This window comes from Chelatococcus sp. KU-N122, assembly GCF_055391085.1.
In genome coordinates this window covers 3,439,200-3,451,909 of record NZ_AP043981.1, presented here as the reverse complement: position 1 = coordinate 3,451,909, position 12,710 = coordinate 3,439,200, and the positions used below count along the sequence as shown (strand labels likewise).

Annotated in this window: 13 protein-coding genes; 4 read left to right on the top strand and 9 right to left on the bottom strand. The window is 68.8% G+C overall.

What is annotated here, in order from left to right:
• Positions 1-27: 27 nt before the first annotated feature.
• Positions 28-1,554, bottom strand: coding sequence for an acyl-CoA synthetase (locus ACZ5PO_RS15425; RefSeq protein ID WP_464194937.1), 1,527 nt, complete (start codon positions 1,552-1,554; stop codon positions 28-30).
• 404 nt (positions 1,555-1,958) lie between these two features.
• Between ACZ5PO_RS15425 and ACZ5PO_RS15420 the strand changes: the two genes are divergently transcribed.
• The 4 genes from ACZ5PO_RS15420 (at position 1,959) to ACZ5PO_RS15405 (ending at position 5,370) form a co-directional block, all read left to right on the top strand.
• Positions 1,959-2,141: a CsbD family protein gene (locus ACZ5PO_RS15420; protein ID WP_464194935.1), complete on the top strand. Its 183-nt coding sequence runs from the start codon at positions 1,959-1,961 to the stop codon at positions 2,139-2,141.
• A 70-nt stretch (positions 2,142-2,211) separates the two neighbouring features.
• Positions 2,212-2,610 carry a PRC-barrel domain-containing protein gene (locus ACZ5PO_RS15415; RefSeq protein WP_464194933.1) on the top strand — a complete coding sequence of 133 codons (399 nt, stop codon included), beginning with the start codon at positions 2,212-2,214 and terminating at the stop codon, positions 2,608-2,610.
• A gap of 129 nt (positions 2,611-2,739) precedes the next feature.
• Entirely contained in the window at positions 2,740-4,281 is a 1,542-nt protein-coding gene (locus tag ACZ5PO_RS15410; RefSeq protein WP_464194931.1) for a helix-turn-helix transcriptional regulator, read from the top strand.
• A 351-nt stretch (positions 4,282-4,632) separates the two neighbouring features.
• Positions 4,633-5,370 carry a sensor histidine kinase gene (locus ACZ5PO_RS15405; RefSeq protein ID WP_464194929.1) on the top strand — a complete coding sequence of 246 codons (738 nt, stop codon included), beginning with the start codon at positions 4,633-4,635 and terminating at the stop codon, positions 5,368-5,370.
• A gap of 54 nt (positions 5,371-5,424) precedes the next feature.
• Here ACZ5PO_RS15405 and ACZ5PO_RS15400 read toward each other — a convergent pair whose 3' ends face one another.
• Genes ACZ5PO_RS15400 through ACZ5PO_RS15365 form a run of 8 tightly spaced genes read right to left on the bottom strand, consistent with a single transcriptional unit; the run spans position 5,425 to position 12,556 of the window.
• Positions 5,425-6,465 (bottom strand): heme-dependent oxidative N-demethylase family protein, encoded by a 1,041-nt coding sequence (locus tag ACZ5PO_RS15400; protein WP_464194927.1) that lies wholly within the window; start codon positions 6,463-6,465, stop codon positions 5,425-5,427.
• A gap of 15 nt (positions 6,466-6,480) precedes the next feature.
• Positions 6,481-7,437 (bottom strand): PDR/VanB family oxidoreductase, encoded by a 957-nt coding sequence (locus ACZ5PO_RS15395; RefSeq protein WP_464196854.1) that lies wholly within the window; start codon positions 7,435-7,437, stop codon positions 6,481-6,483.
• Positions 7,437-8,039 (bottom strand): dimethylamine monooxygenase subunit DmmA family protein, encoded by a 603-nt coding sequence (locus tag ACZ5PO_RS15390; protein ID WP_464194925.1) that lies wholly within the window; start codon positions 8,037-8,039, stop codon positions 7,437-7,439. Before ACZ5PO_RS15390 ends, ACZ5PO_RS15395 begins: the two co-directional genes overlap by 1 nt.
• A 13-nt stretch (positions 8,040-8,052) precedes the next feature.
• Positions 8,053-9,195 carry an aminomethyltransferase family protein gene (locus ACZ5PO_RS15385; protein ID WP_464194923.1) on the bottom strand — a complete coding sequence of 381 codons (1,143 nt, stop codon included), beginning with the start codon at positions 9,193-9,195 and terminating at the stop codon, positions 8,053-8,055.
• A gap of 33 nt (positions 9,196-9,228) precedes the next feature.
• Positions 9,229-9,906, bottom strand: a complete 678-nt coding sequence (locus ACZ5PO_RS15380; RefSeq protein WP_464194921.1) for an ABC transporter ATP-binding protein — start codon at positions 9,904-9,906, stop codon at positions 9,229-9,231.
• The gene (locus ACZ5PO_RS15375; RefSeq protein WP_464194919.1) at positions 9,903-10,625 is read right to left on the bottom strand and encodes an ATP-binding cassette domain-containing protein; all 723 of its coding nucleotides are present in this window, start codon (positions 10,623-10,625) and stop codon (positions 9,903-9,905) included. Before ACZ5PO_RS15375 ends, ACZ5PO_RS15380 begins: the two co-directional genes overlap by 4 nt.
• A 3-nt stretch (positions 10,626-10,628) precedes the next feature.
• On the bottom strand, positions 10,629-11,690 hold the full coding sequence (locus ACZ5PO_RS15370) for a branched-chain amino acid ABC transporter permease (protein ID WP_464194917.1): 1,062 nt from the start codon (positions 11,688-11,690) through the stop codon (positions 10,629-10,631).
• Positions 11,690-12,556 (bottom strand): branched-chain amino acid ABC transporter permease, encoded by an 867-nt coding sequence (locus ACZ5PO_RS15365; RefSeq protein WP_464194915.1) that lies wholly within the window; start codon positions 12,554-12,556, stop codon positions 11,690-11,692. The genes ACZ5PO_RS15370 and ACZ5PO_RS15365 overlap by 1 nt, the downstream gene beginning before the upstream one ends.
• Positions 12,557-12,710: the final 154 nt, after the last annotated feature.

Sequence of the window (12,710 nt, the reverse complement as noted above, 5' to 3'; positions counted from 1 at the left end):
ATGCCGCTGCGGCCTCCCGGCAGCGGGTCAGCCGCGGTCCAGGTAGCGCTGCTTCAGCACGTGCTTGAACAGCTTGCCGTTCTCGTGCCGCGGCAGCTCGGGCTCGAAGTCGATGCTGCGCGGGCACTTCACGTGCGACAGCGTCTCGCGGCAGAAGGCGATCAGGGCCGCCGCCAGCTCGGGCGACGCCTTTGCCGGATCCTTGAGCGCGACGACGGCCTTGACCTCCTCGCCGAACTCCGGGTTTGGCACGCCGAAGACGGCGACGTCCTGAACGTCGGCATGCAGCGCCAGGCGGTTTTCGATCTCGGCCGGGTAGATGTTGACGCCGCCGGAGATGATCATGTGCGAGCGGCGATCGGTGAGGTAGAGGAAGCCCTCCCCGTCGAGGTAGCCGACGTCGCCGATGGTGCTCCAGCCCCTGGCGTTGCGCGACCGGGCGGTCTTGTCCGGATCGTTGTGATAGACGAACTCCGGGCCGTCGAAGTAGACGTCGCCGACCTCGTTCGGCCCGAGCTCGCGCTGGTCGTCGTCGAGGATATGCAGTTGGCCGACCACGGCGCGGCCGACCGATCCCCGGTGGGCCAGCCACTCCGGAGTCGAGATGCAGGCCACGCCGTTGCGCTCGGAGCCCGCGTAATATTCCCAGACGATCGGCCCCCACCAGGCGATCATCTGCTCCTTGATCTCGGGCGGGCATGGTGCCGCGGCGTGGATGGCGCAGCGGTGGGATGCGAGATCGTAGCGGCCGCGCACTTCGGCCGGCAGCGCCAGCAGCCGGAAGAACATGGTCGGCACCCACTGGCTGTGGGTGATGCGATGCCCCTCGATGGCGGCAAGGGCGGCCTGCGCATCGAACTTGCGCATCACCACCACCTCACCGCCAGATTCCAGTGTTCGCATGGTGAAGCGCAGCGGCGCGCCATGGTAGAGCGGCGCCGTGGACAGGTAAGCCATGTCCTGCACGAAGCCGAAGCTGTCCCGCACCCAGTCGCCGGAGGCCTGCGCCAGCCGGCTGCTGGCGAACAGCGGCTGCCTGATGCCCTTCGGCTGCCCGGTGGTGCCGGACGAATAGAAGAAGTCCTTGCCCACCGGGCCTTCCGGCAGCGCCACATAGCGGTCGAAGCGGGCCAGTGCCGACGCGTAATCGCGCCCGCCAGGCACCTCGCCGTGGACGACATAGACGAGGCAGCCGGCCGGGTTGTCCGCAAGCAGCGCCGCCACTGCGCCGGCGTAACGCTCGCTGGTGAACAGCACGCGCGCGCCGCTGTCGCGCACGATGAAGGCGGCCTCCTCCGCCTTCAGGTGCGTGCTGATCGGCGTGTAGTAGAGCCCGCAGCGCCGGGCGCCCCAGACCAGCTCGAAATAGGCGAGGTCGTTGTCGAGCAGGATGGCGATGCCGTCGCCCGGCGCGAGGCCGGCGCTCAGCAGCAGTTGCGCGACGGCGTTGGCGCGGCGGTCGAGCACCCCGTAGGTGATCTGCTCATCCGTGCCGGCCACGACGCAGGCAGGCTTGTCCGGGGCCTCATCGGCCCAAGTCCGCAGGGTTGGCATGGCGCTCTCGACGGCTGGAGGCGACATGCGTCGCCGGGCTCATGCCATCTGCATAGCGAGCTGCCACGAGGCGCCGGAATGACCTCGACTGACAAAATCGTTGGCAAATCCTGTGGGCCGGTGCGCGATGCTACGGACCTCCGCCGCCGAAGCTCTGACGAACGGCGAACCAACGCCTCCGCCGCAAGTCATTTTGGTCATCTTTATGATATTTTTCTCGTAACCCTTATCGCGACTTGCACATCCCTAATAACCAGCACTGCGGCTGATGCAAACGCATCAAGTGTCATGATGCATCCACATCTTTCGCAGCCGCCGCCCTCTCTTTAGCTCTATCAGGCTCCGGCGACCGGCGGCACGCCCATCAGCCGGAAGCACCCATAAAGGTCAAAAGGAGAAACCTCATGGATAAGGATCGCGTGGAAGGCGCCGCCAGGCAGGTGAAGGGCACGATCAAGGAGGCGGTCGGCAAGGTGACCGGCGACGCCAGGACCGAGGCCGAGGGCAAGGCCGATAAGGCCGCCGGCAAGGTCCAGAACGCCGTCGGCGGCGCCAAGGACGCTGCCCGCGACGCGCTGAAGAAGTAATCCTTCGTGGGACCGGCGCGACAGCGCGAGCCCCATGGCGTGAGACCGTGTATTCTGCAAGGAGTTCCTCATGCGTAACGCATTCATCGGCGCGCTGCTGTTCTCGGCGGCCGCCGTCCCCGCGTTGGCCCAGGGGGTTGCGCCGGCCACTGCACCCCACTTCGTCTCGGTGACCGAAGCGAGCGCACTCAGCTCGAACCTGGTCGGCTTGAGCGTCACCAACGCCGGCGGCCAGACCATCGGCGAGATCAAGGATGTCGTCCTCGCTGCCGACAGGAGCATCGCCGGCTTCGTCGTCTCGGTCGGCGGCTTCCTCGGCATGGGCGAGCACTACGTTGTGGTCGACCCGGCCGCCGTCGCCGTGAGCTATGACGCCGGCGTGCGCAAGTGGCAGGCCAGGATGAACGCGACCGCCGATCAGCTCAAGGCCGCGCCCGCATTCACCTACCAGGGCAAGTGGAAGTCCTGAGCCGCGCGCGGACAGCCCTCTGATGCGGCAAGGCGTCAGAGGGCTCGTTTCATCAGGAGACGCAGCCAGCTATTTAGGGAGGATGGGGAAGCTGGCCCGGGCGGCCCGCACGAACGATGGTGGCGTGCCATGGCGAACGAGGTTCCGCACGAGACGGTCCTGCGGCGGCAGGTCGACCGACGCCAGCTTCAGGACATCATCGCGGGCCTTGGGGAAGGTATCCTGCTCGTCGATCCGCGCGACGGCATCGTCTGGGCCAACGAGCGGGCGCTCACCCTGCACGGAGTGTCGGAGCTGGCCGGACTGGGGGCGACGCCAGCAGGCTATCGCCAGCTCTTTCAGCTCAGGTACCGCAACAACCATCGCCTGACGGAGGATCAGTACCCGATCGACCGCCTGCTGGCGGGGGACACCTTCCGGCACGTCACGGTGGAGGTCACGAAGGCGGCAGACGGTGATGGCGACAACGCCTGGCGGTGCGTTCACCAGTTGCGCGGCTTCGCCCTCGCCGACGGCGAAGGCAACGCTGAGTCGTACGTGCTCGTGATCGAGGACATGACCGAACGGTTCACCGCGGAGGAGCGCTTCGAGCGCGCGTTCGGTGCCAATCCGGCACCGGCCATCATCTGCCGCCTCTCGGACCTGCGCTATGTGAAGGTCAACCAAGGGTTCATCGAGATGACGGGCTACGCCCGCGACGACATCATCGGGCGCTCCACCTACGAGATCGACGTATTGGAGAACGCCGTCACCAAGGACGCCGCCATCGCCGCCCTGCGCGAGGGGCGCACGATCCCGCAAACCGAAGCGACGCTGCGCCTTCCCGGCGGGGGATCGAAATTCGTCATCGTCGCCGGCCAGCCGATCGAGGTGGGTGATGAGGCCTGCATGCTCTTCACCTTCATGGACCTCGAGCCAAGGAAGAAGGCCGAGGATGCGCTGCGCCAGAGCGAGGAGCGCTTCGCCCGCGCCTTCCGCCTCGCGCCCGTGCCGACGATGCTCGCGACCCGCGAGAATTTCCGGCTGCTGGAGATCAACGACGCCTTCGTCTCCGTGCTGGGGTTCTCGGAGGAGGAGATCATCGGACGCGCGGGACGCGAGCTGCCGATCTGGGTATCCGGCGCGTCGCGGCGCGAGCTCGATCGGGCCATCGAGAAGGACGGCCGCCTCCGCAACCTCGAGCTCCAGCTCCGGACGAAGCACGAGGAGATCCTCGATTGCCTCGTCTCCGCCGAGACGGTGATCATTCACGGCGAAGAGTGCGTGCTCACGGTCATGCAGGACATCACCGAGCGCAAGCGGACCGAGGTGGAACTGATCGCCGCCATCGAAACGGTGATGAAGGATACCTCCTGGTTCAGCCGCACGGTGATCGAGAAGCTCGCCAACCTGCGGCGCCCGGGGCGCGGGAACGCGCCGGCCGCCGAGCTCTCCGACCTGACGCCGCGCGAGCAGGAGGTGCTCGGCCTGATGTGTCAGGGGCTGAGCGATGCGGAGATCGTCACCGCCCTGAAGCTCACCCGCAACACGGTGCGCAACCATGTCGCGCGCATCTATGGCAAGGCCGACGTGCACAGCCGCGCCGGCGCCATCGTGTGGGCACGCGAGCGCGGCTTCACCGGCGATACCAGGAAGCTCCCGTCGCGGACGAAGGGCCGCGCCGGCCGTTAGCAAGGCGGCCGCCGGCGCGGCCCGCATCGCCGCCAGTGGACCACGCCCTGGTGCATCTGCATCAGCCTCGCTTGATCCATCCAGTTCTACAGCGCGCGGCCAGAACCGCTTAGGTTCATCTGCCGGAACGAGCCGACCTCGCAACACGCCGCGTGCGCGCGGGAACACCGAGCATGGAGCGAAACGGCAGAGCGGATCGCCGATGAGCGCATCGCAGCGCTGCGTCGATCCAGCGTCGCGCATGCAGCCTGCGATCAGCCATTCGACGAGATGGAGGCCTCTCTGCCACACAATGTGGGGCGCCCTGACGCGCCATCGGATTCATCGGACGAAGCCGGCGAACCGCTCCCCGTGGCGGCCGCGGGCTCGACGCAGGACGGCCGCGCGATGGAGCCCGACCTGAGACACGCCCTGGAGCGCGAGCACGCGGCCCGGCGTGAGGCCGAGCGCCGGCTTGCCGAGAAGGAGGAACAGCTCGCGCGCAACGACGTTCTGATGCGGGAGATCGATCACAGGGTCAAGAATTCGCTGCAGCTCGTCGCAAGCATGCTGTCCTTGCAAGCGCGCCGCCTGCCGGATGGTGGCGCACGACGCGCACTGAACGACGCGCGCCAGCGCATCGCCAGCGTCGCGGCGATGCATCAGCAGCTCTACCGCGTCTCGGATCTCGACCGCGTCGACCTTCGCGAACTGCTTGGCGGACTGTGCACGTCCCTGTCCGAGAACAGGCCCGACGGCGTCGAGGCCCTCTCTATCCACTTCGACCCCGTCGTCGTCGGCTCACGGCGCGCGATGAAGATCGGCATGCTCGTCTCCGAGCTCGTGACCAACGCCTTCAAGCATGCCTACCCCGGCGGGCAGCGAGGCGGCGTGCGCGTTCAGCTGACTGCGGCGCGCAAGGCCTATCGCCTCGTCGTCGCCGACGACGGCGTTGGGATCGGACGCAATGCGCCCTCCGGCCTCGGCATGCGCCTCGTCCGGTCGATCGTGGAGCAGATGGGCGCGACCTTGACGGTGGCCGAGCCGCCGGGCACCACGTTCATCCTCGATATTCCCGATGCGGAGCGGGCCGCCGCGATTTCGCCTTGAGCGCCCGCCGCTCCGCCTCGTCCACGTTGCCATCTTAGCGTCCGACGGCGCGGCTCAATCCGGCCAGATGCCGGGCGAGGTCGGAGCACCTTCGTCGAAGCCGGCAAGGTAGTCGACGGCGATCGGGCGCCAGCGGGTCAGGCCCTTGTAATCGGCCAGATCCGGCGGCAGGTCGCGCAGCACCCGATGCATCCGCCGCGCCCATTTGGGCACGGTGACGAGCTCCTCCAGCTTGATCAGGTAGCAGCGGATCGGAAAGACGATGGCGTTGGAGCGCGGCAGGCGCCAGAAGCTCTGCAGCTCGACACGCAGGTGCACCTTGTCGCCGACGTTGTCCGGCGTCACCGAGCGCCGGTCGGGCCCCCACTTGGGGTAGGTCTCCGGGCTGGTGTCGAGGCGCGGGTTGACCGTCATGGTCCAGTTGAAGCGGCGCATCGGCTGGCCGTGGCGCAGGTTCAGCATGAACTTCAGCGCCCGGTCGAACACGCCCATCTCGTGGGCCCGCGGCACCGGCGCATGCCACTCCATGAAGTTCATGCCGATGTCGAAATCGAGGGACCAGTCGGCCTGGGTGGTGACCATGCCGGCGTCCATCCACAGATTGCCGTCGCGCTGGTCCAGGAGGCAGAAGTCGCCCTGCGCCTGGCGGGTGATGTACTCCATCGGCCCGTAGGGCAGTGTCGAGGCGGCACCGAAGACGAAGGTGTCGTCGATACCGAGCGGCCGGTTGATCCAGCGCCAGCGCTCGCCGCTGCGCCTGAGCTCGAAATGCTCGGGATAGCCGGCCGCCTGCTGCTCCATCAGGAGCTCCAGCAGGTCCCAGCCGGCCAGCTCCATGTGCGGCAGGGACTGGCAGCGCAGCGGATCCTCGGCCAGCACCAGGGCCCGATCCTGCATCTCCGCCACATAGTGCTCGTCCACGTCGATGAGGCTCTCGTAGACGGAGCCGCGGCGCCCCTTCACGTGTGGCTCGATGTTGACCGCATACATGTAGTCGTCGCGGTCGAACGGGAATGGAAAGCGGCGAATACCTGCTGCGCTATTGCGGAAGCTGTAGTCGTCGCGGAAGGTCTCGCGGCGGAACGTGATCGTCATCGCAGCTCTCGAGCCTCAGAGGTCAAGGGTGAGGTTGCGCCCGGCGAAGCGCGAGACGCAGGGCATGACCTTGCCGCCCGCCGCCCGCTCGGTCGCGCTGAGGTAGTGATCGGCGTGGAGCAGCGTGCCGTCGCAGGCGAGCACCCGCGTTTCGCACTGGCCGCAGGCGCCGCCGCGGCAGAGCGACGGCACGTCGATGCCGGCAGCCTCGAGCGCCTCCAGCATGGACTGGTCCTCGCCCACGTCGACGCGCCGACCGGTGCGCGCCAGCTCGACCCCGTAGGGCAGCCCTCGCTCCGGCGCGGCGAAGCGCTCGCGGTGCAGGCTCTGTTCGGGCCAGCCCAGCGCCCGGGCCGAGGCCAGCGCCTCGTCCATCAGCGCCTGGGGCCCGCAGACGTAGAGATGCGTGCCGAGCGGCTGCTCGGCCAGCAGATCGGCGCAGGCGAGCCGGCGTCCGTGGGCCGAGTAGTGCGGGCGGAACCGGGCACCGAGGCGCTGCGCGAGTTCGTCGGCGAAGGCCGCATGCTCGGGCGCGCGCGCCGCGTAGTGGAGCTCGAAGTCCTGACCGTCGCGCGCGAACTGCGCGGCCATGGCCACGAGCGGGGTGATGCCGATGCCGCCGGCCAGCAGCAGGTGCTTGCGGGCGCGGACGTCGACGGGGAACAGGTTGGCGGGATGGCCGATGCGGAGCATCGTCCCGGGCGTGACGCGATCGTGCATGTAGCGCGAGCCGCCGCGGCCGTCGTCGTGCCGCCGCACGGCGATGACGTAGGCCGCCGTGTCGGACGGCGCTCCCATCAGCGAGTAGGCGTTGCGCCGGCAATGCTCGCCGTCCTGCATCTCGACGACCACGTGGGCGCCGCCGGAGAAGGGCGGCAGGCGGTCACCAGCCACCGGCTCCAGACGAAAGCGCTTGACGAGGGGCGTCACGGCGACGACCTCGCTCACGCGCACGGAGATGGACGGCGCCATCACGCGAACATCTCCTCGGGAGCCGGCGCACTGCCCGGCTCCTCCGCGTCGATGCAGACGCCCTGGAAGGCTGCCAGGCGGCGCGAATAGTGGTCACGGACGAAGAGCATCAGCCCGCAGCCGGAGCAGGCCACCGGCTGGGTGGTCACCTGCTCGATGAAGGCCTTGCAGTGCACGCACTGCACCCGCCGCGCCCGGGAGCCGCGATGCTCGGCGGCGATGGCGCCCAGTTCGAGGCCCGCGCCGAGCGCCACCCCCATCGCCTGGCCGATGGTGCCCTCGGTCCCGGCGAGGTAGAGACGGGTTCCCATGTGCGCGCCGGCGAGCATCCCGGCCAGGCATGACAGGCCGGCCGCGAGGCTCTCCGCCTCGTCGAGGACGGACGGCCGGAGGACGCGCAGCGGCGCGGCATCCGCCATCGCCCCGGCGGCCGCCGGGGCGATGATGATGTGAGCCGCCGCGACGAAGCCCCGCGGCGCGGCCGCGGCGAGATCGACGATGGCCGCCACCCCGTCGCCGTCGGCCAGGAGGATGTGCCGGGTGCCCGGCTGCGGCGCCAGCGTGCCGTACACCGGCCGGGTCTTGATGCTCGCTTCCAGCATGGAGGGCCTCGTCTCAGGCGGCGGTGCGCTTGGTCTTCTTGGGGTCGTCGAAGGTGATCGGATGGGCGATCGCGCGGCAGGCCACCTCGGCGCCGCGCACCTCCAGCGCCACCCCCTCGCGGGCCACCGCCACGTCCATGCGGGCGATGGCCATGGAGCGCCGCGTCAGCCGCGAGTACATGCCGCAGGTGACCACGCCGACCTGCTTTTCGCCCTGGAACAGCGCGTCGCCGGCCGCGAGGATGCCGTCCGTGTCGGCGAGCACGCCGAAGATCTTGAAGCGCTCGCGGCCCTTCAGCCGGTAGTGCTCCTCGGCGCCGCGAAAGCCGATCTTGCCGGGCGACACGGTGAAGTCGAGGCCGAGCTCCCACAGGGTGTCGCCGGGCGCCTCGTCGGCGAAGGGATACATCTGCGAATTGTCGTAGGGGAAGAACAGCAGGTAGCTCTCGACACGGACCCAGTCGAGCGCCGTGAACGACGCCGGGATGATGCCCATGGCCTCGCCCTCCGCCACGATGCGATCCCAGATCTCGGTCGCGTCCTCCGCCCGGCAGAAGATCTCGTAGCCGCGCTCGCCCGTGTAGCCGGTGCGCGAGATCATCACGTGCTTGCCGAACAGGGTGGTCTGCATGTGATGGAAGTATTTGAGCTCGCGGATGCCGGGGACGTGGCGGGCCAGGTACTCGACGGCGAGCGGGCCTTGCAGCGACAGATCCTGCAAATCGTCGTCGAACAGCAGCGCCGCATTCTTGCCGGCGAGATCGCAGGTGAGCGCCTCGTAGCCGGTGCCGGAGCCGATCACCACCATCCAGGCGTTGGGGCCGGTGCGGTAGATGATGCAGTCGTCGATGAACTTGCCCGCTTCGTTCAGCATCGAGGCGTAGACGGACTTGCCGGGATAGACTTTGCGCACGTCCCGCGTCGTCGCCCGTTGCAGGACATGGTGGGCGTGCGGGCCGACCAGGTGGACCTTGCGCAGCCCCGAGACGTCCATCAGCGCCGCGCGGGTGCGGATCGCCTCGTGCTCGTCGGCGACGCTGCGGCCCGCATAGGTCCAGGCCGTCTCCATGCCGTTCCAATCCTCCAGATTGGATCCGAGCGCCCGGTGCCGCTCCGCTAGCGGCGACCGCCGCCACGACATCACTCCTGTCGACATGTCTCCTCCATTGGTCCGGTTGCCCGCCCTGCGTCAGAACGCCAAGGCGTGGGCCTCTTCTCCGTGCGTGGCCGACACGCGGCCCTTCTCCATGTGCAACACACGGTCGGCCAGGCTCTGCATGAACTGGATGTTCTGCTCGACCAGCAGCAGCGTCAGCCCGAGCTCACGGCGCAGCCTGTGCAGCGTGTCGCTGATCTCGTCGCGGATGGACGGCTGCACGCCCTCGGTCGGCTCGTCGAGCAGCAGTATCCTGGGCTCGCCGCACAGGCAGCGCGCCAGCGCCAGGATCTGCTGCTCGCCGCCGGAGAGCACCCCGCCGGCGCGGTCGACGATCGATTGCAGACGCGGGAAGCGGGCGAGCACCCGCTCGGCCACGGTGGCCGGCCGGCCGGAGCCGAGCGCGGCCATCAGCATGTTCTCGTAGACGCTCAGCGCCGGGAAGATCTGGCGGCCCTGCGGCACATAGCCGATGCCGGCACGCGCCCGCGCATGCATCGGCAGCCGGCCGACATCGCGGCCGGCGAAGGTGATGCCGCCGCGGGTGAGAGGAATCTCCCCGCACAGCGCCTTGAGCAGAGTGCTCTTGCCCATGCCGTTGTGGCCGAGGATGCCGAGGAACTCGCCCTCCGCCACCTCGAAGCTCACGTCGGTCAAGACGCGCATCTGGCCGTAACCAGCGTCGATGCCGCGCGCGGTGAGGAGGCTCATGCCGCTTCCTTTCCGAGATAGACGTCCTTCACCCGCTGGTCCGACAGCACGGCGGCAGCCGGGCCCTCGGCCAGCACCCGGCCGCGGTTGAAGACGGTGACGTCGCGGGCGATGCGGCGGATGAACTGCATGTCATGCTCGACGATGATGACGGCGCTCGAGCGGGTGAGCTCGACGACGAGATCGGCGAGCCGGCCCACCTCGTCGGCGGTCATGCCGGCCGCCGGCTCGTCGAGCAGGACGAGGTCGGGCTGCGGCGCCAGTACCATGGCGAGCTCGACCAGCTGGCGCTGGCCGTGGGCCAACTCGCCCACGATGCGGGTGCGCAGCCGGCCGATGCCGATCCGTTCCAGCGTCTCGTCGGTGCGCGCACGGGCCAGCATCGGCGGCAGCGAGCGGCGTGCCGCGAGGCCCACGCCCTCCACGACGCTGAGCCCGTTGAAGACGCTGGGCACCTGCGTCTTGATGCCGATGCCGAGGCGGGCGATGCGCGACGCCGGCAGGCCGACGAGGCTCGTCCCCTTGAACAGCACGTCGCCGGCGCTCGGTCGCAGCTGGCCGGAGAGCATCTTGAAGAAGGTGCTCTTGCCGGCGCCGTTCGGCCCGATGAGGCAGCGCAGCTCGCCGGGCCGTACCTTGAGGTCGACCCCGTCGACGGCGGTGACGCCGCCGAAGCGCATGGTGAGGCCGCGAGCCTCGACGATGAAGGTCTCGGCCATGGCTCACTCCGCCTGCGGCTCGGCGCCGATCGCCGCGGCGGCGCGGTCGTCCCCGGCGCGCCGTCCGCCACGCGCTGCGATGCGGTCGAAAGCGGCGATGGCGAGGGGCAGCAGGCCCTTACGGAGCGCCACCACCACGATGGTCAGCAGCACGCCGAGCACCAGGTTGGGGTCGAACCAGTTGGTGCCGCCACCCTGGTGGACGGTGCCGAGCCAGGTCGCCAGCATCAGCAGCAGGAAGCAGCCGATGACCGGGCCGGCCAGCGTGCCGAGGCCGCCGACGATGACCCAGATGATCAGCTGACCGTTGGTCTGGAGGTTGAACATGTTGGGGCTGACGAAGACGCAATTGGCGAACAGCACCCCGCCGACGCCCGCCAGCGCGCCGGCGAAGGTGAACAGCCCGAGCTTGTAGAGGCGCGCATCGTAGCCCAGCAGCTCGGCCCGCATCTCGTTCTCGCGGATCGACACGACGACCCGGCCGAAATGGGTGGCGACCACGAGCTTGCAGGCGACATAGCTGGCGAAGAGCGCGCCCATGGCCAGCACGTAGATCTGCTCCGGCGACAGCGTGTCGTCCAGCCGGCCGGGCAGGGTCAGGATCGGCGTCGACGGGATACCGTTGAAGCCGCCGAGCGGAGCCGTGCCGATGGTCCACTCGTCACCGGCCGTCTGGTTGAGGAAGCGGTAGAGGATCAGCGACACGGTGAGCGTGATGACGCCGAGATAGACGTCGCTGATGCGCCCCCAGAACATGAAGTAGCCGAGCACTGCGGCGCTGGCGCCGGCGAGGATCACGGCAATGGCCATCGCCGCCCAGGTATTGCCGAGGTTGAGGGCGGCGATGGCGTAGGCGTAGCCGCCCAGGCCGAAGAAGGCCGCCTGGCCGAAGCTGAGGATGCCGCCGTAGCCCCAGATCAGCGCCAGGGAAAGGGCCAGGATGCCGTAGCTCGCGTAGACCGAGCCGTTGATCATTGTGGTCATCTGCCCTTCGGCGGGGACGACGACGAGGGCGTAGACGGCGGCGAGCGCGACGGCGGCGGCGCCGATGGCTGTCTTCAGCATCACAGCGACTTTCGGAAGAAGCGGCCGGTGATCCCCTGCGGCAGGAGGCGCAGCAGGACGACGGCGGCAGCCAGGAGGGCGACCTCGCCCAGCACCGGGCTGAAGGCGAAGGAGAAGCCGGTGTTGATCGAGCCGAGCAGAACCGAAGAGCTCAGCGTGCCGGCAATGATGGCGGCGCCGCCCGAGATCACGGTGATGAAGGCCTTGGCGATGTAGGCGGCGCCGATGGTCGGCACGACGCCGGTGATCGGCGCGATCAGGGCGCCGGCGAGGCCGGTGACCGCGGCCCCGGCGGCGAAGGTGACGGCATAGACCCGGCCCGGATCGACCCCGAGCGCCGCCGCCATGGTGCGGTTCTGCATGGTGCCGCGGGCGATCAGCCCGAAGGCCGTGCGCCGCAGCAGCAACCAGCCGCCGCCGTAGAGAGCGGCGCAGACCACGGCCAGCAGCAGCTCGTAGATGCCGATGGCATAGCGGCCGACCTCCAGGCTGCCGAGCGGCGGCGAGATGCCCGACACGGTGTTGCCGAAGATGACGGTAACGAGGCCGATCAGCGCCAGGCTGATCCCCCACGTCGCCAGCATGGTGTCGACCATGCGGCCGTAGAGGCGGCGGATCACCAGCCGCTCGAGCAGAGCGCCGACGGCGCCGACGACGAGGGGCGCCACGACGAACATGGCGATCCAGAGGTTCACCCCGGCGCGGTGCGAGACGATGGCAGCATAGCCGCCCAGCATCAGGAATTCGCCATGGGCGAAGTTGATGACCCGCATCATGCCGAAGACGATGGCCAGTCCCGCTGCGATCAACGCCAGGTTGGCGACGGTCACGGCGAGCTGCAAGACGATGATGACGATGTAATCCATCTATGCCTTCCACCTCGTCATGGGCGCGTTAGAGCCGGCTACTGCCCCGCTCTGTCATGACCGGGCTGGACCCGGCCGTCCATTCACTTGCGAACTCAGATCGGCGGGCTGCCGAGCGTCGTTTACTTAGCCGATGGATGGCCGGGTCAAGCCC